The organism is Rickettsiales endosymbiont of Stachyamoeba lipophora (genome assembly GCF_003932735.1).
Classification (GTDB): domain Bacteria; phylum Pseudomonadota; class Alphaproteobacteria; order Rickettsiales; family 33-17; genus RICK01.
Window position 1 is genome coordinate 60434 of the sequence record NZ_CP033611.1, and the last position, 21789, is coordinate 82222.

Here is a 21789-nt window from a genome sequence, read left to right on the forward strand (position 1 = left end):
CGAAAATGTACAGATTATTAATATTTAGTCAATCTATTTTCAAGTTTACAAGTGGCATATTATTGAACTATATATTTATTTAGGAAAAAAATTTAATTAAAGCGATAGTAAATGCATAAAATTACTATTTTTGGCGGTTCAGGTTTCGTAGGTAAGTATATAGTAGGAGAGCTTGCTAAGTTAGGTTATAGCATAGTAATAGTTACTAGATATCCGGAACAAGCCCAATATCTTAAAACCGCCGGCCAAGTGGGACAAATTCATTTAACTACTTGCGATTTAGAGGATCTATCAAAACTTAAAAGAATAATTGAACACAGCGAAGCAGTAATCAACCTGGTTGGCATTTTACATGAATCCCATAAAGCTAAGTTTAATAACTTGCATATTATATGGCCAGAAAGATTAGCTAGACTTTGTAACGAACTAGCCATACCAAAATTAATTCACTTCTCAGCATTAGGGGCTGATAAATCACACAGCAAATATGCCAGATCTAAATTACGTGGCGAAGAAGCAATTATTAAAGAATTTAAAAACTATTATATCCTTAGACCTAGCATAATTTTTGGACCCGATGATAATTTTTTCAATATATTTGCCGACCTAGCCACTTACTCACCTTTTTTACCATTAATTATGGGCGGTAATACTAAATTTCAGCCTATTTACGTCAAAGATGTAGCTCAAGCTACAATTAATATTATTAAGCACCCACAAATCAAACCTGATATTTATCAACTAGCAGGCAATAAAGTTTATACCCTAAGAGAAATTATGGAGCTTATCTGTAAATACACTAAGCGAAAAAAACTCCTTATTAATATACCTGAAATGCTAGCTAAATTTATGGGCATGTTTTTACAAATTTTACCTGAACCCATATTAACCATGGATCAAGTTGATACCCTTAAAACCGATAGCATTGTAAATGATCAGTTTCCAACCATTAAAAATTTATGGTTAATTAATCTTACCGATGCAGAGCAAATCATACCAAATTACTTGGGGCGATATAGAAATTCGATAATATAAGTTCTGAGCAAATATTATATTTTAAAAGTATGATATACACCTATTGATAAAGGTACCTTTGACTATAATTTTGTTGATAAAACTAGGTTACTCTTTCTAAATAGATTTAAGTACTTTAGGATGCTCTCTAAAGTTTATTCTAAAAATTCCTTACTATTTCTAAGTTATGCAAGAGATCTGATCAAAAAGTTCTTTAATGTTAATTTAACATTTACTCTTACTTTATATATAGAAAAGATAGCCAAACGCACAATAAAAGGTTACAATATTAATATTACAGTAATATAATTAACATTTAAACTATTAATTTAGTAGGTTAATCATGAGTGATGCGCACAAATATTCGCATAAGTTTCTTAAGAAAATAGACCGCTCTACCTCTACACGCGTCCGTTTTCAAACCATGAATAACTTAAAGGCAGGAAAAACTTTTTTAAATAAAACCTTAGCCACCATTGCCAATTCAAAGAATTTTTATCCAACTCCACAAATAGCAGATTACGCTTATTACTCCAAGCTTAAAAAAGCCCTGGAAGGAAAGGAAGAAAATGGCATAATCAAAAAAATTTATATAGAATTAAAAAAAGTTAACAGAGTACCAGATGTTGAAATTAAGCAAAATATAACCAAAGAATTTAATAGATTAAAAGATATTGTAATTGAAAAAGCAAAACCTACCAATGGGTTGACTGCAGAAAATTTGAATATGATTGTTAACAATTTAGCTCAAGAGCTAATCGAGGAAAGAAAACAATTATCTAAAATTAATAATAGTTTTAAAAATCAAGTGAAGTCAGTAGTTTCTATTGTGGTTATATCTGCAATTTTAGGAGCCCAAGGACTTGCCATACTTTTAGCCACCTCACAAATTGCATTAATTTACGGAGGATTAGGCTTAATTTCCGTTCAATCAGCTCAGATTTTTCAAACCACAGCCGCCTTATGTTTAACCGCATTAGGCACTTATTCTCAACTAGGCACACTCGGCAATATTGTAAAATCATTACTAAAACAAACCGAGCTTGGTACTGAGGTATTAGAAATTGCTACCACTTACCTAGTTAAACCATTTAAAGAATTTGAACAGGCGATTAAGAACAAACTAACCCCTGAGTTAGATTACTTTAAATATAAATTGAGTCATAACTGGCTTGAAACTGAAACAATTTTAAAAACCCAAACTTACTTAATGAAAGCGGTCATAGCTTTAGATCCACTTAGAGGCTTAACTGACAAGCTTGAGAATATCAAATCAACCTTAGATAAAATAGCAAGCCAGGATCAAGACAATAATTTAAAACTTAATATACTTAGCAAAGTTGTAGAAACAAAAATCCAACAACTCAGTGAAATTAAAGATCCTACTTCAAAAGCTACAAATATAATTTTAACTAATATTTATAAAGAATTAGATAAAATTAAGCAAACAATACAGCAAGAAATAGCCCCTAAGGTTCCTACTGAGCAAACATCAGCTTTAATTAAAAAAATTAACAAATTTTTAGATAACTTTACAACAGAATTTAAACAGCAGTTTATCCAAGGATCACAGCAACATCTTTAGTTTATATCCTAAACTGAACTTGCTTTAGTTTAGGTTTTACTCTGCTCTCTCTGTTCAAGGAAGGCCACAATTTGCCGTGCAAAATAATCCACTTCAAAATTAACTAGAGTACCCACCTCATAATGCTTAAAGCTAGTTATTTCCCATGTATGTGGAATAATACATAAATGTACTATATTGTTACTCAAATCATTAATAGTTAAAGAAATTCCATCAATGCTAATTGAGCCTCTATGAGCCAAATATTTTTTATACTCAGCAGGAATTTCAATATCAACATAATAACAATTATCCACCGGGGTAATTTTAATAACACGTGCTATTTGATCAACATGGCCTAATATAATATGCCCACCAAGCTCATCCCCCATTTTCATTGCAGATTCAATATTAACCAGCTGTCCCTTGCGCCAACTGCCTGCTGTAGTTTTATTAAGAGTATTAACTGAGATATCAAAAGTTAACATATCTTCCTTAATCCCCACTACAGTCAAACACACACCATTAGAGGCAACTGAAGCGCCAATTTGCGTTTTTAACGCAGGATTAACTGTAATTTCCACTCTTGCAGATTGGCTATTTAAATCAATATTATTAATTTCACCTTGATTTTTTATTATTCCAGTAAACATTTTTAATTATTTCTCTTGAAAAGATTAAATTTTTTATTAAAAATAATTTTAATATTAAATGCATAGTAGCTTTCAAAGCTACTTTATGTTATAATACGTAAAAATAAAATATAGCAACTTGAAAAGCAAGGTCTTTATGTCAAATCTTACTCCTACTGCAGAATTAGCAGAGAAAACTCGTAAAAAATTAAAAGACGACTTAAGAGCAGGTTATAAAGCGCAAAAAGGCTTTAAAGCAGAATTATTTAAGGATAGCCTCTTTACCCAATATGCAGCGATGGCAGCAGGATCTCATAAATTTACTACAACTAAAATTCAAAATGCAGGACTAGCATCCCACCTAGAAACCGTTCAAGACAAAATAAATGGCGCAGTTAAAGATATTAACAAAGCATTAGAGGGTTTAGAAACTATAGATCTTAATGGTATTGATTTAAATATTCCAGATCAAAATAGCGATCCCGCAATTAAATACAGCAACTTATTAGGCTCAGCAAATTTGCTAGAATTCACAAATATAGCAAATATTCAGGCTTCTGAAAATCTAGATACAGAAGCAATGAATCCCGATAATAAGCTAGCACAAATTCAAAAGTGCCAAACAGACATTATAGTCGCCCTAAAAAAACTAAAAGACCAAGGCAGATTTGACGACGATTTGCTAGCAGAGAGTCATTTAAATACAAATGAAATAACTAACCTATTTACAAGCATTGCTAACAACCTAATCAAAGAAAAAACTAAATCTATAACAACCAACAAAAAATATAATCAAAACATAACTAAAGCTGCTTTATGGGTGGTGGCAGGGTTATTAGTTGGTGGAGTAGCAACAGTTGCCGCTTTATATGTAACCGGTAATTTAGGCATGATTTATGCAACTTCCGTCGCTGTATCCGGCCATTCAGCTTCTATTTATAAAAGCTTATCATATTACTCAAATGCAGCTTTAAACTATTTCCATAGATTAGATAAAAACTTTGCTATCCTTGATTCCCTTAAAAAAGGAACCTATTTAGGTGCAGCTGCTTACATAATTTCTTCAGTATTATTTGAAAAGCAAGTTAAAGACCTAAAGAATTGGCTGGTTAGCAATCCGGGGATGGAAATTGATTACGCTGTATTTAAATCAAAAAGCAATCTCAGATGGCTTAACTCTGATTGGATGGATGCTCAAACTGAACTGGAAATTAGGCAAAACTTAATTGAAATGTTCGCCGCAATGGATAGAAGTAAGGATGACAACTTTAAGCAACGTGCAAACGTTAAACTAGAAGTATTAAAAGCTAAAACACCAAGAGATTTTCTTACTGATGTTAACGAGCTAAGGACTCAATTTTGTTATTTACCTAATCTTAAGGATGGTCAAGTAAATGCCCGTAATAATTTAGATAAACTGATAAACAAGAATCTTACAAAGCTAGAGGAATTGCAAGCTAAAGGTCTAGGCCTAGATTCCGTATCAGTTAACGTCATATTACAAAGAATTTACAGCAATGTTAGTATAATACAACAATTCATTACCAGTACCACTGATACAGAGATTCTACCAGCGACGAAGGAGGCATTGAATGTTTGTATTGCAACCTTAATTGGCCCTAATGGATATTTTAAACCAGCAGAACAAGCTCCTGAACAAGCTCTCCTCTAGTGAATCAAACCACAAGGTAAGGTACTTAATTTCTATCTACCAATATAAGCTCTTGATTTTTTGGCAGACTTTAATATTTTAATTGAAGATGCCAAATTCAAGGGCTTATAATTTATGTATCCTACCACTCGTTTAAGACGACTTAGAAACCAACCATGGCTACGCGATATTGTAGCTGAAAATGTAATAACTACCGATGATTTAATCTGGCCATGCTTTATCACAGAAGGAACAAACCTTCTAAAAGCAATCCCTACCCTTCTCGATGTTTATAGATATTCGATTGATCAGCTGCTGATTAAATTAGAAGAAGCGGTAGAACTAGGCATTAAAGCCATTGCCATATTCCCAAGCATTGATCCAAAGCTGAAGGATGAAATGGGCACTGAAGCTTTAAATCCAGATAATTTACTTAGCAGAGCTGTTAAGGCCATTAAAAATAAATATCCAGAATTAGGAATCATTTGCGATGTAGCGCTTGATCCTTACACCACCCACGGTCATGATGGAGTGTTAAACGACCAAGAATTAGTGGACAATGACCGCACGATTGAAATTTTAACCAAGCAAGCTTTAAATTTAGTTCAGGCCGGATGCAGCATGGTAGCGCCTTCTGATATGATGGATGGTAGAATTGGTGCTATTCGTCATGCTTTAGATCAGCAAGGGTTTTACGACATCCCTATCCTTGCCTACGCAGCCAAATATGCCTCAGGACTGTATGCAAGTTTTAGGGATGCAGTGGGATCAAGTAGCACTCTACAAAAAAAGGATAAAAAACATTATCAAATGAACCCGGCAAATGCTCGAGAAGCATTAAGAGAAATAGAATTAGATATCAGAGAAGGAGCAGATATTATAATGATAAAACCTGGCACTCTTTATTTAGATATTATAGCACGAGCATTTGATAATTTTAATACACCTATTTTTGCCTATCATGTCAGCAGCGAGTATGCAATGCTTAAGTTTGCTGCGGCTAATAACGCACTAAATTATAATAAAACCTTGATTGAAACCATGATTTGCTTTAAACGTGCTGGATGTAGTGGCATTATATCTTATGCTGCTATTGATGTTGCAAAAATCTTAAAACTAGGAGAAACCTTATGAAGCGACTTATTTTAGGCATTATTATTTGCTTTTTTACCAATTTTGCCAATGCTGAGAAAGCTGCAATTGGCGGCCAATTCCAATTAATTGATACTCAAAATCAAACTGTAACAGAAAAGGCGTTATTAGGGAAATATACATTAATATATTTTGGGTTTACCACCTGCCCTCATATATGCCCTATGGCCGTAAATAATATGTCTAACGTTTATGACTATCTCACTGAAAAAGAGATTAAGAAAGTTGGTATGTATTTTATTACAGTTGACCCTAGACGTGATGATATTAAAAAACTCACCGATTTTATGAGTAACTTTGATCCTAAAATTGTTGGTCTAACTGGTCACAAAGAGCAAATTGAACAAGCTATTAATTCATATCGTGTATTTACACAAGAAACCCAGGAAGTGAATGATAAAGGCGAATATTTAATTAACCACTCAAGCTTTATTTATTTAATGGGTCCAGATGGCAATTATATCACCCATTTTGAGCATGAGGCAACCGGTAAGGCTATGGCAAAACGGCTTAAATCATTACTTAAGAAATAAATTCTAAACTATGGCAGTGATTTTAATTTTAGATGATGATGATAAATTAAGATCACTGCTACATAAATATTTAACCGATCAGCATTTTTTATGCTTTACAGCTTCTAATACTGAGCAAGCCAAGAAAATTCTTCTCAACGAAAAAATTGATCTTATAATTTTAGATGTCATGATGCCGGGCGAATCTGGTATTAACTTCGCTTCGTTTTTGAAATCCCATAATTTATATAATAACATTGCCATTTTAATGTTGAGTGCGCTTGGTGATGCTTCCAGCCGCATTAACGGCCTTGAAGTAGGTGCCGATGATTATCTTGGCAAACCTTTTGAACCTAAGGAATTATTACTTAGAATACAAAAACTTATTACCCGTACTACCTATGATCACAGCAATATAGTTGAATTTGGTGAATTAATATTTAACCTAAAAAGCTTAAAGTTGCATAAATCAGGGCAACCCATTGATTTAAGCTCAACCGAAGCAAGCTTATTAAAAATTTTAGCATCCAAGCTTAACCATCCTTTTAGTAGGGAAGAGTTAGCACAACTTAATTTTGGGATTAGCGATCGTTCGGTTGATGTTCAAATTGTACGCCTTAGAGTTAAAATTGAAGATGACTCTAAAAAACCTAAATATATTATCACCGTACGTAACCAGGGATATGGGCTATTTATATAAGTATCTATATATGAAAAATATTAAAATCATCGTTAAAAAATTACAACCACAATCGTTATTCGCAAGATTTTTAGCTATTATTCTAATTCCTTGGTTTACTTTGCAAGCCATTACTATTTACATCTTTTTTGATCGCCATTGGGAGGGTGTAAGCTATTATATGAAACAATCTCTTATTAATGATATTAGAATCATTGTAAGACTTTATAACGATCAGTTGTATCAAGAAGAACAAATTATTGATTATGCAGCCAATTATTTATCTTTTGAAATTAAAAAAATTAGCAGGCAGGATGCAGTAAACTTAATTAATAAAAGCAACAAACATAAAATATTACAACATCTTTCGCGTGAACTGCAAGGAGTCCTTGATGAGGAATTTGGCCTATACCAAGATAAGCAAGATCAAGATATTATAATTATTACCAAACAAAGAAACAATTATTATTTAATAGAGATTCCGCGCAAGAGAATTATCACGCCTACTATTGGTATATTTTTAACTTGGATAGTTTCTTCTGCTATCATTCTAATTGTAATTGCCATTATTTTTATGCGTAATCAAGTAAGATCGATTATAAAACTAGCAACAGCCGCTGAAAGCTTTGGTAGAGGCCAAGATATCAGCAATTTCAAGCCGGAAGGTGCTAGAGAAGTTAGAATTGCAGGAATAAATTTTTTAAAAATGAAGGATCGGATCGAACAACAATTTACTCAAAGAACTCTTATGCTAGCAGGGGTTTCGCATGATTTAAAAACCCCTCTAACACGGATCAAATTAAGGCTGGCTATGCTACCAGAAAATAGCGAGATCGAAGCAATTCAAGAAGATATCAATGAAATGCAATATATGATCAGTGAATATTTAGAGTTAATTAGCTCGCAAGATGAGTTAGAAGATTTTAATGAAATTGATATTATTGAAATGATTAAAGATATTATCAAAAAATTTGATATCCATAATATTGAATTTAGTCCCCAATTTGCTGAATTACAAATTCTAATTAAGCCTTTTTCTCTTAAACGAGCTATAATTAACATCATTGATAACGCTTTTAAACATGGCGATAAAGTTTGGATTGACATACGTAAAGACTTTGAAACCATAAAGATTATTATTGAAGATAATGGCCCGGGAATCCCTAAGGAGGAGGAGGATAAAATCTTTAAGGCATTCTATAGAGCTGATTATGCACGCAATTTAAACAAAGCCGGCGCAGGCCTAGGACTTGCCATTTCTCAAAATATTATACTTACTCATGGTGGTAATATATATGTTTCTAAAAGAAATTATAAATTGAACGGCGCCAGCTTTGTAATTGAATTACCTAGTTAACCACCTCTTAATTTTACTTCAAGTGTATTATTTGTTTATTAATTTTTAAATTACCCTCACTGGTAATTGATTTTAAATTAAAAATATTTTATTTAAGCTTAATTTAAGGAATGGCATAGTAATGCTTGAGAAATACAGTAAGAAAAAACCAAATTCTAGCTTTGCTACAAAAATAGCTAAATAAAGAAAACATCTATTTAACGTACCAAAAGAAGCATTTTTTAATAAAATTTTTCCCTTTTCAACTTATAAGCCTACAAAAATTTTATTTAATTTAAATCGCACAGTAAGAGCAGAACTTACTGAGATCTTTCGGAATGATCCAATAACTATCTCTTTTGATAAAAATGAAAATCTTAAAAACAATATAAGTATTAGAGAATTTATTATTATAGCGACTGCTGTTTTGAAAGTAGGTTTATCAATATTGAGTTAATTTAAAAAGTAGAACATATTTTTTAGACTATCCTGAAAAAACCTTTCATGCTGATTTCTTAAAATCATCAAATTTTCAAGCAGAATATAGTAGATTAACGGCAACAGCGCTCACTATTATATAATTAAAAAACAATCAGCTGCTCTACAAGCTTCCAACCCAGATAGCTAAGCTTACAAAGCTACACACAGACCTTACTTCCAAGCAACAAAATTTTAAATTATTATAATAACCTACACAGCTCATATTTTAAAAATCTTAGTATTAGTTATCTTTTGCAACACTGAAGAGCTATGAACTAATAAAAGCATAAAAGAGTATATTCTCAATTTAAATCAATATTATAGGATAATAATTACCTACTGGCCTATTTAACAACACAGCAAAAATGTTTACAAATTAATTTTTTTGTATTATTATTAATAATTAGCAAACACGAGAGATGGTTTGGTTTATGGGATTCTTTGATATAAAAATTGATTTCTCACCTTTGATAACAGAATTATCTCGTATTCCAGCTGCTACAGATGAAAATAATTTCTTAAATGATGCTTTAAAAGACATCTTAGTTATCATTAATTCATCTGTGGAAGGATTAAATCTAAGCCAAGTGTTAACTGATAATTTTCATTCTTTAACACCCACAGAAAAGAAAAATGTAAAAGCTATACATAATGCTTTAATTAAATTTATTAATGGGGATAATTTAGTTAAATTTTTAAAAGGTGCCCATTTTGTAATTGAAGATAATGGCGAGCTTTTTCAGCATTTTAATACAACTGGCTTAGTAGCAGCCCGCCATTCTTCCCACTACCCTACAGCGGCAGACAAGATTGAAGGAGGCATCAGAGCAGGAAACCTATTTAAAGAAATTTTGATAGGTAAAACTACAGATAAAGATAATAAAACCATTACATTTATTCAATTAGAAAGTCACATTGTTGACTTAAAGCTCACTTTTAACCTTATTAAAATTCTTCATTCTATTAAAGAACTTATCCTACATATGTGTGACTATATTGTATATAAAGCCACTGGCAAAAATGTTGGACAATATGGTCTTTCTGAACATACTGAACACCACAAACCTATACGTATTAAGCAACATTCCCCAAGAGCCCAAGATATAATAGCCCCGCAAAACAATACCACACCAGACACAACATCAAAGCTAAACAAGATATCCAAACAAGATACCAGAGAAAAACAGCAAGAGAAGCATAAAAGCAAAAAGGGAAAACAAGGTACTAACACTAAAGCTAGATATACAACTAATACTAAGCATACTACCAAGGTAAAATTGCAACCTAAAATACAGGATAACGGCCGTTAATTTAGCTAATAAATAACGCTCTCAAGGCTTGAGTCCTTTTAAACTATATTTTTCCTCACAAGCCCAGTGATCTCAGCATTTTGCTAAGCTAATTCTTTATATTATATTGACATTTAACAGTTACAAAAATATGTTATGATAACTTTTTAACTCGAGCCATAGATCATGACTGTAATCACTAGATTTGCCCCTAGCCCAACCGGGCTTTTACATATTGGAAATGTAAGAACTGCTCTTATTAACTGGCTATATACCAAAAAGCATAATGGTAAGTTTATGCTACGTTTAGATGATACTGATCCAGAACGTTCAAAACTTGAATATGCTTTACAAATTGAGCATGATCTCAAATGGTTAGGTTTTAGCTGGGATATTTTTGCTAAACAATCTGATCGCATTACTCGTTATGAAGAAATTAAGCAGCAATTGATTAATGCTGGTAGACTTTACCCTTGTTTTGAAACTCCTGAAGAATTGGAAATCAAACGCAAAATGCAACTCACCCGCGGCAAACCTCCTATTTACGATCGCGCTGCACTTAAGTTATCTCCAGAAGAAGTAGCAAAGATGGTTGCAGGCGGCAAAAAGCCCCATTATCGCTTTAAGATGTTAGATGAAGCTATCATTTGGAATGATATGGTGCGCGGAGAAATTAAGTTTGAAGGATCTAATCTTTCTGATCCTATTTTAGTCAGAGAAGATCAGAGCTTTACCTATATTTTATGCTCAGTGATTGATGATATTGACTATAGCATAACTCATATAATTAGAGGTGAAGACCATATTTCGAACACTGCTATTCAAGTGCAAATCTTTAAAGCTTTAAATGCTACTATTCCTGAGTTTGGGCATTTGGCTTTAATAAAAGCAGCAGAAGGAGAAATGTCTAAGCGTATTGGTGGCTTTGAGGTATTGTCGTTACAACAAAAACACATTGAAGCAATATCAATTGCTACCATGCTGGCAAAATTAGGAACTAGCGATCCTATTCAACCTAGAGCCACTTTAGAAGAAATCATTGATGAATTTGATATTAGCAAATTTAATAAGGCTGTTGCCAATTATGATCAACATGAATTAATTAATTTTAATCATAAAACCTTAGGTATACTAGAATTTAAACAGGTTGAAGCCCAACTTAAAGCATTAGGACTTAATAACGTAACGGCTGAATTTTGGTTAGCAATTAGATCAAATATAGTAACTATTGATGAAGCTAGTGAGTGGTGGCAAATCTGTTTTGAAGAAATGAAGCCTATAATTGAAAATCCTGAGTTACTACAGCATGCTATTGATAACCTACCTGAAGAGCCATGGGATAATAACACTTGGAAAACACTGAGTAAACAACTGAGCGCTATTACAGGATTAAAAGGCAAAGACTTATTTCTGCCCATTCGTAAGGCTTTAACAGCTAAAGATCATGGCCCAGAATTAAATTTATTATTACCTCTTATTGGTAAGGAAAGAGCGATTAAAAGATTAAATGGTAAAAATGGTTAGTATTGGTAACACTCAAATTAAACGGTGCATAATTAACATAATATCCAAGCTAATAATTGCGATTAGCTTTATTAGTTATAGCAACTTAGGTATGGCAGAATCTAGCTTCCGTATGTCCGGCTCATTGGTGCTTTACCCGCTAATGACCGTGATTGCTGAAGACTATCATGAAGATTTTAATTATCCTGCACCTATTGTAGAAAACGTAGGAAGTGGCCCAGGGTTTAGATTATTTTGTTTAAATAAATTTTATTCCCCACAAATTGTAATGGCTTCTCGGCCAATAACACAATCAGAAGTCAAATTATGTGCACAGAACGGCATTAATAAGATTGCCAAGCTAGTAATTGGTTCCGATGCTCTAGTTATTGCTATTAGTAAAAATACCCCTCTTGGTATTACCTCTCTCTCAACTGAGCAGCTTGTTAACACTCTTGCTCATCCTAAATTTAAAACCTGGCGAGATATAAACCCTAGTTTCCCTAAAAAAGTTATTAAAATTCATGGTCCTAATTCTAATAGTGGTGGTTATGATATCATCAAGGATATTGTTACAAAAAACACAACTAATAGTATAAAACAAAACATGTATATAGAAAATGGTAATAATCAAAATTTAATCATTCAAAAAATTGTAAATGATCCTTATGCCCTTGGTTTAATTGATATTGGATATTTTTATGCTAATACTCATCAATTGAGGATTTTAGCGCTTGATGACTTTACTGTTAATGATGAAAATATCCTTAATGGGAATTATGCACTAAGCCGTAAACTTATATTATATTATGATGAACAAATGATTAAATCCGATCCTAAGTTTGCACATTTAATAGATTATTTGAAAAAATATTATACCAAGCGAAGAGAGGCCTTTTCAGCCCTTGGTATCACTCCTGTAAGCAATTAATCACTACCACAAGTTGTATTTTTGCAATTTTTTAGTTGCATTTATAAAAATTCTTTCTAAGAATAGCTTTTAGAAAGAGTAAATCATTACATTAAAATTTACTTTATAAAAATAATTTTAATTAAATTGATTTATTTACAGTAATTAAACAGGAAAAAATTAATGATTGCAGATATTAAAATAAAAATTTTTAGCTCATTGATTAAAATTAACTTTAATGAATTTGGTTTTTATAGATTCACTTCACTCTTTAAATTTATGATATTTAAACGAATGATAAATCTACTGATTGAGCAATGTAATTTGCTCAGCATCAGACTCATAATTACCGCCTTATTTGCATCCCACCATTCAATTTTAAAATTATTCCAAGTTATTTTATTTGTGATTAAGAGGAGTATTAATGTTTATTTTTAATGATAATTTTAAGATTATTATTATATACTTACTATTAGTAATAATTGATAGATTATATACTTTACAAAATACTAATTCTCACAGCAAAACCAAAATTGCTATTCTCGACAATAAAATAATTTTACTGATGTGTATTTATGCTAGCTGCTTAAGTAATAACAACCCTTATGATATTACATTTTTAATGCTTTACATGTCTGGTAAATATTTAAGCGCACTTATCAGCTACATAGCAGATAACAAAAAATTATTACATAAGAAGATAGCTATTATAAAAATAATCATGAACAAAATATTTTACAAAGCTACACAAAGCTCTACCACCTACAAGTTAATAATATTAACCATATATTTTATAATACTAGTATTTAAATTAGATTATAACAAAGTATAACCATCTTATCATTTATCTACCTGTTAACTTTAATGCTTTTTAATTAAAACTGGAATTTTTATAGTAAACTTCTCTTAGAATTAAAGGCAGCATGACTTAAAATGATTTTCTAATTCACTATAAACACCAACATACATAGCATTGCCAGAAGGCAAAGTAAAAAGCCTAGCAATAGAACTTACAGGACTATTAGCTATAGGAATAACCAGATAGTAATTTGATGCTAATAAAAATATTTATCATGAAGTTTAACTTAAATTGTATAGCAAAATTATTATATTATTTATATAATGAAAATAATAAAATTTCTTGCCCATATGAGTAATGCTAATACTTTCACATTGTGTTTTTCACACCCTTCTTCTTAATCCTCTTGCAATCATTCAAGCTAAATCAACTACTCAATATCTACATAATAAATTTGGCAAAGAAAATTTAGAAATCGAAGTAATACATGAAGGATTCGAATTACTAAATGAATTTGAACAACAGCAGCTAGATTTAAAAGCAAATAATGCCTGGATAAGAGAAGTAGAAATGCTGGTAAATGGCACGCTGGCCATTAAAGCTCGTACTGTAGCGCCTCTTGATGTAAATCAAGATTTTATAGCTGAACTACAAAATTTGGGTAGCAAGCCAATTAGTTCTATTATCTACAACGAACCTTATGAAAGAAAAAATTATTTATATGCAGATGATGATAAATTCTTTTATCGCTTTTCTATTATTAAATCGCAAAAATTCTTAATTGCAATGACCGAAGGGTTTAATAAAGAATTTGAGTTCTAAACCAGTAACCAGGTAAGATTCATTAGATATGATCAATATTATCATTAGGTTGTATTGCTAGCTTTGCCATCGGTTTTGATATATTTTCTTTTATGAACACCTAATACCTACTTTACTATATATTAACTTTACGTTAACATATCCTTGTTAATTTAACTTTAATTAAAGTAATATAGTATGTTTTCTTTTTCAAATATTCTAGCACAATCACGAAATCAGCAAATTATTTGTGATTTTATTAATAATAATGCTTCGGGAACTCCTCTTGAAGATGTTATTGAACTAATTAAAATATTGAGCGAAGAAGACGCTAAAACTTTACTAGAATATTTGTTTTATCTGCAATGGAAGATTACAAAGCAAGCAGAAACACATCGGTTAGCATTAATTAGAGCTATACTTAATAATCCTCATGCTCAAAATCTAATTAAAGAACTAAATATTATAGAGCCCGAAGTCCCTGCCCAGGATGCTATAGCAGAAGATACCATTGAGGTAGTTGCAGGAAAAAATCCGCAACAGCAATTTAAACATATACCTAATCAATATTCAGTATTACTTAGAGCAACTGAAGCAAATGATACTGATCTTACTTGGGCTTTACTTACAAACCCCGAATTAATTAAGCTTAGCGATATATTAGAAGGCACTATAGATATCGCGAGATTTGAGTCATTTTTAAAGAGCTTATCTATTGAAGAAGCGGATGATGATCACAAGATTAAGGTTACTGTCAATGATAGAAGCCAAAAAATAGCACAGTTTATTACCATTATTAAAAACCAATTACCCAAAAATGCTACTGCTATAGAGCTTACTAAATTATTACCGCTAGCTTTAGAACATACATCAACTGATATAGCACAAATGCTAATGAATAATGAGCATGATGTAAATCTAAGCTTAGAGGAGCTGAAATGGATAGATGATAATAAAAAAGAGCAACATTCATTAACTGATACCAATCCTATTATTAATACCGTAATTAATATAGTAGAAGCTCAAAATGATATTAAAGCCCTAAGCAATCAACTCTATATATTACAAGCCTTATTACTCAACCCTAAAGCTGACTTGAATTTATATTATACAGAAGATGAAAAAGAAGCCATTCTTGTTAGTGAGTATGTAGTAAAGCATTTAAGCAATGTATTCATAAAAGCACACGGCAGAAATATTAAACTTCAGCTACTACACTTAATAACAGCTTTAGATGAAACGCAATTAAAAGCAATAATAAATGAACTGGTTGTGACCTTTGAAACAATGAAGGCTGATTACCAACTTACCTCAGAACAACAATCTATCCTACAAGCTTTATATACTATATGCAGTTTAAAAGAACCAAAACTGAAACTCACCGACCTTATTGATGAAAATTATTTTGAGCAACACGATAACTTAAATATAAAACAAAAAGCAGAATTTAAAACCAAGCTACATAATAATAAAGCCAAGCTGGCAGAAGCTAACCAAAATTTACTTATGATTGTTAGTAACCTTTTAAATTTCCGTGATTCTATTAAATTTATACAACAAGGAGCTGATGTTAATAATGCCAAGGAGAGGTATGCTGGCAAAACAGCTTTACATTACGCTGCTCAGAATGGAGATACAAAAACAGTTCGCGTTTTAGTTCAAGAACTAGGTGCTGACGTTAATGCTAAGGATAAAGATGGCAACACAGCTTTACATTATGCTGCTATGCTTGGACAAACAGAAACAGCTCGCATCTTAGTTCAAGAATTAGGTGCGGATGTTAATGGCACAAATAATTATGGCAACACAGCTTTATATTATGCTGCCCAGAATGGAGATACAAAAACAGTTTGTGTTTTAGTTCAAGAATTAGGTGCTAATATTAATGCCACAGATAAAGATGGCAAAATAGCTTTACATTATGCTGCCCTGTATGGAAATACAAAAACAGTTCGTGTTTTAGCTCAGCTAGGTGCTGACGTTAATGCCACAGATAAACATGGCAAAACAGCTTTATATTATGCTGCTCAACGTGGACATCCAGAAACAGTTCGCGTTTTAGTTCAAGAGTTAGGTACTAATGTGAATGCTAAAGATAAATCGGAATTAGAAGAAATATTAATCAAAGCTATGGCCGCCAAGCAAAACGATAATGCTTCAATACAAAATAGCAAAAATACAACCTTTCATCAGCAGGCTATAATAAAGCAAAGAAGATTATCTCAAGATAATCAGAGAGGAATGAATTAACCTTTCCCTTTAATAATTTCTTCCAGCACTTTTGGATCAGCCAAAGTGCTGGTGTCTCCAATAGCCTCAAACTCCTCTTCTGCAATTTTACGCAGAATGCAACTTATTATAGCCACACGAGAAGAACAGCAAAGACAACCAAAAGAACATAACACCTCACAATCCTCAATAAACAAAGTAGTTCAGCTCTTCAAAACAATTTATATCAATTTGCTTTTAAAATACTTCTTGGGGTAGCTGGATCAGCTATTTGTATGGCTATCATCTATTATAATTCGGGATTTAAGCCATCCTATCAAATAAAATGCCGGCTTTATCATTGGTTTTGATTATTTTCTTTACTATATATTAACTTTACGTTAACATATCCTTGTTAATTTAACTTAAATTAAAGCAATATAGTATGTTTTCTTTTGCAAATATTCTAGCACAATCACAAAATCAGCAAATTATTTGTGATTTTATTAATGATAATGCTTCGGGAATTCCTCTTGAAGATGTTATTGCGCTAATTAACACATTGAGTGAAGCAGAAGCTAAAACTTTACTAGAATATCTGTTTTATCTGCAATGGGAGATTACAAAACAAGCAGAAATACATCGGCTAGCATTAATTAGAGCCCTACTTAATAATCCTCATGCTCAAAATCTAATTAAAGCACTAAATATTATAGAGCCCGAAGTCCCTGCCCAGGATGCTATAGCAGAAGATACTATTAAGGTAGTTGCAGGAAAAAATCCACAACAGCAATTTAAACATATATCTAATCAATATTCAGTTTTACTCAAAGCAACTGAAGTAAATAATACTGATTTTACCTGGACCCTACTTACAAACCTAGAATTAATTAAACTTAGCGATATAGCACAAGGCACTATAGATATTGCAAAACTTAAATTATTTTTAACAAACCCATCTACTGATGCGACTTTAAATGACAGAAGCCAAAAAATAGCACAGTTTATTACCATTATTAAAAACCAATTACCCAAAAATGCTACTGCTATAGAACTTGCCAAATTATTACCACTAGCTTTAGAACATACACCAACTGATATAGCACAAATGCTAATAAATAATTATCATGATGTAAATTTAAGCTTAGATGCTGTTAGGTGGATAGATGATAATAAAAAAGAGCAACATTCATTAACTAGTGCCAATCCTATTATTAATACCGTAATTAATATAGTAGAAGCCCAAAATGATATTAACGTCCTAAGCAATCAACTCTATATATTACAAGCCTTATTACTCAACCCTAAAGCTAATTTGAATTTATATTATACAGAAGATGAAAATGAGGCCATTCTTGTTAGTGAGTATGTAGCAGAGCATTTAAGCGATGTGTTGATAAAAACACAAGACGTAAATACTAAACTCCAGCTACTACACTTAATACCTAGTAACAAAATAAGTTTAACTCCATTACCACAAGCTTTAGATAAAGCGCAGTTAGAGCAATTAATAAACGAGCTGGTTGCTACATTTGAAACAACAGCGAATGATTATCAGCTCACCTCAAAGCAGCAATCCACACTGCAAGCTTTATATGATATATGCAGATTAAAAGAACCAAAACTAAAACTGAAACTGAAACTGAAACTCACCGACCTCATTGATGAAAATTATTTTGAACAGCATAGCAACTTAAGTGCAGAACAAAAAGCTGAACTTAAAAACAAGCTACATCATAATAAAATCAAGCTGGAAGGAGCTAACCAAAATTTACTTGAGATTATTAACAGTGACCACTTTAGTGATACTATTATTAAATTTATACAACAAGGAGCTGATGTTAATGCCAAGGTGGTGGCGTATCCTAGCCAAACAGCTTTGCATATTGCTGCCCAGCGCGGACATACAGAAACAGCTCGCATTTTAGTTCAAGAGCTAACAGCTGATGTTAATGCCACAGATCTTTATGGCAACACAGCTTTACATTATGCTGCTGAGAATGGGCATACAGAAACAGTCCGTGTTTTAGTTCAAGAGCTAGGTGCTGATGTTGAAGCCATAGATAAATATGGCAACACAGTTTTACACTTTACTGCTGAGAATGGACATACAGAAACTGTTCGTGTCTTAGTTCAAGATCTAGGTGCTAATGCTACTGCCACAAATAATAATGGCCAAACAGCTTTACATTATGCTGCTGAGCGTGAACATACAGGAACTGTTCAAATTTTAGCCCAGCTAGGTACTGATGTTGAAGCCATAGATAAAGATGGCAAAACAGCCTTACATTATGCTGCTGAGCGTGGTCATACAGAAACAGTTCGTGTTTTAGTACAAGAGCTAAGTGCTGATATTGCTGCCACGGATACTAATGGCAAAACAGCTTTACATTATGCTGCCCAGCACAGACATACAGAAACAGTTCGAATTTTAGTCCAGCTAGGTGCTAATGTTAATACCCAAGCTCTTTATGGCAAAACAGCTTTACATTATGCTGCTGTATGCGGACCTACAGAAACAGTTCGTGTTTTAGTACAAGAGTTAAAAGCTGATGTTAATGCCACAGATGAAGATGGCAGAACAGCTTTACATTATGCTGCTACCGTTGGACAAACAGAAACTATTCGTATTTTAAAAGAATTAGGTGCTGATGTTAATGCCAAGGATAAAGATGGCAAAACAGCTTTACATATTGCTGCTGAGTGCGGACATATAAAAACAGTTCGCGTTTTAGTTCAAGAGCTAGGTGCTGATATTGCTGCCAAGGATGACGATGACAAAACAGCTTTACATTATGCTGCTGAATATGGACATGCAGAAACAGTTCAAGTTTTAGCCCAGCTAGGTGCTAACGTTAATGCTACAGATAATAATGGCAAAACAGCATTGGATCTTGTTAAACAAGCAGGTTATAAAAACCCAGAAATAGAAAAGCTCTTAACCGAAGCTATGGCCAAGCAAAAAGATAACAATTCAATAACAGAAAGTACAAATGCAAACTTTCATCAGCAGGCTATAAAACAAAGAAGATTGTCCCAAGATAATCAGAGAGGAATAAACTAACCCTTCCCTTTGATAATTTCTTCCAGCACTTTTGGATCAGCCAAAGTGCTGGTGTCTCCAATCGCTTCAAACTCCCCTTCTGCAATTTTACGCAGAATTCTTCTCATGATTTTTCCGGAGCGCGTTTTGGGCAGATCAGCACATATTTGAATAATATCCGGAGTAGCTATAGCCCCTATAATTTTTCTAACCCAACTTTTTAACTCATCAACTATATTATCACTAGGAGCAATTTCCGGCTTTAAAACCACATAAATATATATACCCTGCCCTTTAATTTCATGTGGATATCCTACAGCTGCCGCTTCTGCCACATAATTATGCGCAACTAAGGCACTTTCCAGCTCTGCTGTGCCTAATCTATGGCCGGAGATATTAATGACATCATCTACACGACCAGTAATCCAGTAATAATTATCGCTATCTCTTTTTGCTCCATCACCTGAGAAATAATAACCTTCAAACGGTGCAAAATAAGTTTCATAAAATCTGTTATGATCATTTAAAATAGTGCGCGCTTGGCCCGGCCAGCTATCTTTAATACATAAATTTCCTTCGCCCTCTCCTATAACTTCCTGCGCCTCGTTATCGACAAGTATAGGGGTAATGCCAAAAAATGGATTAGTTGCAGAACCAGCTTTAAGAGGAGTAGCGCCAATAAGTGGAGTAATTAATATACCGCCTGTTTCCGTTTGCCACCAGGTATCGACTATAGGACATCTGCTCTCTCCTACAATATCATAAAACCACTTCCACGCTTCAGGGTTGATTGGTTCGCCAACTGAACCTAATACTCTTAAGCTTTTTCTAGAGGAAGTTTGAACCAAATGATCTCCCTCTTTCTTTAAGGTTCTAATAAGCGTGGGCGCAGTATATAAAATATTTACTTTATGCTTATCAACTATCTCCCAAGTTCGAGCATAGCTTGGATAAGAAGGTACCCCTTCGAAAATTAATGTGGTGGCCGCATTACATAAAGGACCATATAAAGCATAAGAATGACCCGTTACCCAACCAAGATCAGCAGTACACCAATATATCTCGCCTTCCTTATAATCAAATATATATTTATGGGTTAAAGATGCATATACAAGATAACCCCCAGTAGTATGCACTATGCCTTTAGGTTTATTAGTTGATCCTGAAGTATAAAGTATAAATAATGGATCTTCTGCATTCATAGCTTCTGGTTCACATATTTCATTATTATCTATTTTAATATCTTCATAGCAGATGTCTTTTGCTGACATTTGCACTTCATGACTTAAGTATTTTATAAGCAACACTTTCTCAACTTCTTCGCATTCTTGAACTGCAAGATCCACTTTATCTTTAAGAAGAAGAGGCTTACCACCGCGCTTACCACCATCGGCAGTAATAACTAGTTTAGCTTTAGTATCTCTGATACGATCACGCAATGAATCAGAGGAAAATCCTGCAAAAATTAGTGAATGCACTGCCCCAATTCTTGCACAAGCAAGCATGGCATAGACTGTTTCAAGAATCATAGGTAAATAAATAACGACTATATCTCCTTTTTTAACTCCTAATTTTTTTAATTTTAATGAAAATTCATTCACATGATCGAAAAGTTCTTGGTAAGTAATGCTTTTAGTTTGATGTGGCTCATCGCCCTCCCAAATATAGGCTATTTGATTTGCCTTGGTAGGTAAATGACGGTCAACGCAATTGAAGCACGCATTTAAAATGCCGTCTTCAAACCATTTAATATATAACTCTTCTTGTTTGAAAGAAGTGTTTTTAACTATGGTAAATTCTTTAAACCAACTAATATTTTTTGCCTGTGTTGCCCAAAATTGCTCAGGATTAGTAACCGATTCCTCATATAATTTGTGGTATTGCTCTTCATTAATATGAGCATTTTGCCTTATGGAAGGATGGATTGCTGTTACATTTGATTGTTGCATAATATAAATACCGTTTAGTTTAATATCAAAAATTTTGGCAAGCTTATTATTTTATATAAGTAATTTATAAGTTTATTTTACAGAACCCACATTGTTACACAATAATGAAAATAGCAACCAAATCTATATTTTCTAATTTATTGAGCTTATTTATCTAAAAAGTGATAAACGATGGTGGTAATATATTATTACACACCTAAAAGCTTTTAAATTTCAACCATTAAGTTAAATTATGATAATTTTCTCGGTATCAATTAGCATCTTTAC

Annotated in this window: 16 protein-coding genes; 14 read left to right on the forward strand and 2 right to left on the reverse strand. The window is 32.6% G+C overall.

What is annotated here, in order from left to right:
• Positions 1 to 111 precede the first annotated feature (111 nt).
• The gene (locus tag EF513_RS00255; RefSeq protein WP_125215416.1) at positions 112 to 1035 is read left to right on the forward strand and encodes a complex I NDUFA9 subunit family protein; all 924 of its coding nucleotides are present in this window, start codon (positions 112 to 114) and stop codon (positions 1033 to 1035) included.
• A 322-nt stretch (positions 1036 to 1357) separates the two neighbouring features.
• Positions 1358 to 2599: a hypothetical protein gene (locus EF513_RS00260; protein WP_125215417.1), complete on the forward strand. Its 1242-nt coding sequence runs from the start codon at positions 1358 to 1360 to the stop codon at positions 2597 to 2599.
• A gap of 29 nt (positions 2600 to 2628) precedes the next feature.
• Here the strand turns inward: EF513_RS00260 and EF513_RS00265 are convergent, their stop codons facing one another.
• The gene (locus tag EF513_RS00265; RefSeq protein ID WP_125215418.1) at positions 2629 to 3231 is read right to left on the reverse strand and encodes a riboflavin synthase; all 603 of its coding nucleotides are present in this window, start codon (positions 3229 to 3231) and stop codon (positions 2629 to 2631) included.
• A gap of 136 nt (positions 3232 to 3367) precedes the next feature.
• On the opposite strand from EF513_RS00265, the gene EF513_RS00270 reads away from it, so the two are divergent.
• The 12 genes from EF513_RS00270 (at position 3368) to EF513_RS00320 (ending at position 19594) form a co-directional block, all read left to right on the forward strand.
• A complete protein-coding gene (locus EF513_RS00270; protein ID WP_125215419.1) occupies positions 3368 to 4882 on the forward strand; it encodes a hypothetical protein in 1515 nt (504 codons plus the stop codon).
• 114 nt (positions 4883 to 4996) lie between these two features.
• The gene (gene hemB / locus EF513_RS00275; protein ID WP_125215420.1) at positions 4997 to 5995 is read left to right on the forward strand and encodes a porphobilinogen synthase; all 999 of its coding nucleotides are present in this window, start codon (positions 4997 to 4999) and stop codon (positions 5993 to 5995) included.
• Positions 5992 to 6546: an SCO family protein gene (locus tag EF513_RS00280; RefSeq protein ID WP_125215421.1), complete on the forward strand. Its 555-nt coding sequence runs from the start codon at positions 5992 to 5994 to the stop codon at positions 6544 to 6546. The genes hemB and EF513_RS00280 overlap by 4 nt, the downstream gene beginning before the upstream one ends.
• 10 nt (positions 6547 to 6556) lie before the next feature.
• Entirely contained in the window at positions 6557 to 7225 is a 669-nt protein-coding gene (locus tag EF513_RS00285; protein WP_125215422.1) for a response regulator, read from the forward strand.
• A 10-nt stretch (positions 7226 to 7235) separates the two neighbouring features.
• The gene (locus EF513_RS00290; protein ID WP_164503773.1) at positions 7236 to 8561 is read left to right on the forward strand and encodes an ATP-binding protein; all 1326 of its coding nucleotides are present in this window, start codon (positions 7236 to 7238) and stop codon (positions 8559 to 8561) included.
• Positions 8562 to 9439: 878 nt separating this feature from the next.
• On the forward strand, positions 9440 to 10330 hold the full coding sequence (locus EF513_RS00295) for a hypothetical protein (RefSeq protein WP_125215424.1): 891 nt from the start codon (positions 9440 to 9442) through the stop codon (positions 10328 to 10330).
• A gap of 162 nt (positions 10331 to 10492) precedes the next feature.
• Positions 10493 to 11833, forward strand: a complete 1341-nt coding sequence (gltX, locus tag EF513_RS00300) for a glutamate--tRNA ligase (protein WP_164503883.1) — start codon at positions 10493 to 10495, stop codon at positions 11831 to 11833.
• Positions 11817 to 12743, forward strand: a complete 927-nt coding sequence (locus EF513_RS00305; RefSeq protein ID WP_125215426.1) for a substrate-binding domain-containing protein — start codon at positions 11817 to 11819, stop codon at positions 12741 to 12743. Before gltX ends, EF513_RS00305 begins: the two co-directional genes overlap by 17 nt.
• Before the next feature lie 403 nt (positions 12744 to 13146).
• A complete protein-coding gene (locus EF513_RS07995; RefSeq protein WP_206425203.1) occupies positions 13147 to 13554 on the forward strand; it encodes a hypothetical protein in 408 nt (135 codons plus the stop codon).
• Between the two features lie 324 nt (positions 13555 to 13878).
• On the forward strand, positions 13879 to 14343 hold the full coding sequence (locus EF513_RS00310) for a chorismate--pyruvate lyase family protein (protein WP_125215427.1): 465 nt from the start codon (positions 13879 to 13881) through the stop codon (positions 14341 to 14343).
• Positions 14344 to 14520: 177 nt separating this feature from the next.
• Entirely contained in the window at positions 14521 to 16572 is a 2052-nt protein-coding gene (locus tag EF513_RS00315; protein ID WP_125215428.1) for an ankyrin repeat domain-containing protein, read from the forward strand.
• Positions 16573 to 16975: 403 nt separating this feature from the next.
• Positions 16976 to 19594, forward strand: coding sequence for an ankyrin repeat domain-containing protein (locus EF513_RS00320; protein WP_125215429.1), 2619 nt, complete (start codon positions 16976 to 16978; stop codon positions 19592 to 19594).
• Here EF513_RS00320 and acs read toward each other — a convergent pair.
• Positions 19591 to 21522 carry an acetate--CoA ligase gene (gene acs / locus EF513_RS00325; protein WP_125215430.1) on the reverse strand — a complete coding sequence of 644 codons (1932 nt, stop codon included), beginning with the start codon at positions 21520 to 21522 and terminating at the stop codon, positions 19591 to 19593. The genes EF513_RS00320 and acs overlap by 4 nt on opposite strands.
• Between the last annotated feature and the right edge of the window lie 267 nt (positions 21523 to 21789).

What these genes read in the sequence shown, in the direction of transcription:
- EF513_RS00255 (WP_125215416.1), top strand. Translation starts at nt 112, where the DNA reads ATGCATAAAATTACTATTTTTGGCGGTTCAGGTTTCGTAGGTAAGTAT.
- EF513_RS00260 (WP_125215417.1), top strand. Translation starts at nt 1,358, where the DNA reads ATGAGTGATGCGCACAAATATTCGCATAAGTTTCTTAAGAAAATAGAC.
- EF513_RS00265 (WP_125215418.1), bottom strand. Translation starts at nt 3,231, where the DNA reads ATGTTTACTGGAATAATAAAAAATCAAGGTGAAATTAATAATATTGAT.
- EF513_RS00270 (WP_125215419.1), top strand. Translation starts at nt 3,368, where the DNA reads ATGTCAAATCTTACTCCTACTGCAGAATTAGCAGAGAAAACTCGTAAA.
- hemB (WP_125215420.1), top strand. Translation starts at nt 4,997, where the DNA reads ATGTATCCTACCACTCGTTTAAGACGACTTAGAAACCAACCATGGCTA.
- EF513_RS00280 (WP_125215421.1), top strand. Translation starts at nt 5,992, where the DNA reads ATGAAGCGACTTATTTTAGGCATTATTATTTGCTTTTTTACCAATTTT.
- EF513_RS00285 (WP_125215422.1), top strand. Translation starts at nt 6,557, where the DNA reads ATGGCAGTGATTTTAATTTTAGATGATGATGATAAATTAAGATCACTG.
- EF513_RS00290 (WP_164503773.1), top strand. Translation starts at nt 7,236, where the DNA reads ATGAAAAATATTAAAATCATCGTTAAAAAATTACAACCACAATCGTTA.
- EF513_RS00295 (WP_125215424.1), top strand. Translation starts at nt 9,440, where the DNA reads ATGGTTTGGTTTATGGGATTCTTTGATATAAAAATTGATTTCTCACCT.
- EF513_RS00305 (WP_125215426.1), top strand. Translation starts at nt 11,817, where the DNA reads ATGGTAAAAATGGTTAGTATTGGTAACACTCAAATTAAACGGTGCATA.
- EF513_RS07995 (WP_206425203.1), top strand. Translation starts at nt 13,147, where the DNA reads ATGTTTATTTTTAATGATAATTTTAAGATTATTATTATATACTTACTA.
- EF513_RS00310 (WP_125215427.1), top strand. Translation starts at nt 13,879, where the DNA reads ATGCTAATACTTTCACATTGTGTTTTTCACACCCTTCTTCTTAATCCT.
- EF513_RS00315 (WP_125215428.1), top strand. Translation starts at nt 14,521, where the DNA reads ATGTTTTCTTTTTCAAATATTCTAGCACAATCACGAAATCAGCAAATT.
- EF513_RS00320 (WP_125215429.1), top strand. Translation starts at nt 16,976, where the DNA reads ATGTTTTCTTTTGCAAATATTCTAGCACAATCACAAAATCAGCAAATT.
- acs (WP_125215430.1), bottom strand. Translation starts at nt 21,522, where the DNA reads ATGCAACAATCAAATGTAACAGCAATCCATCCTTCCATAAGGCAAAAT.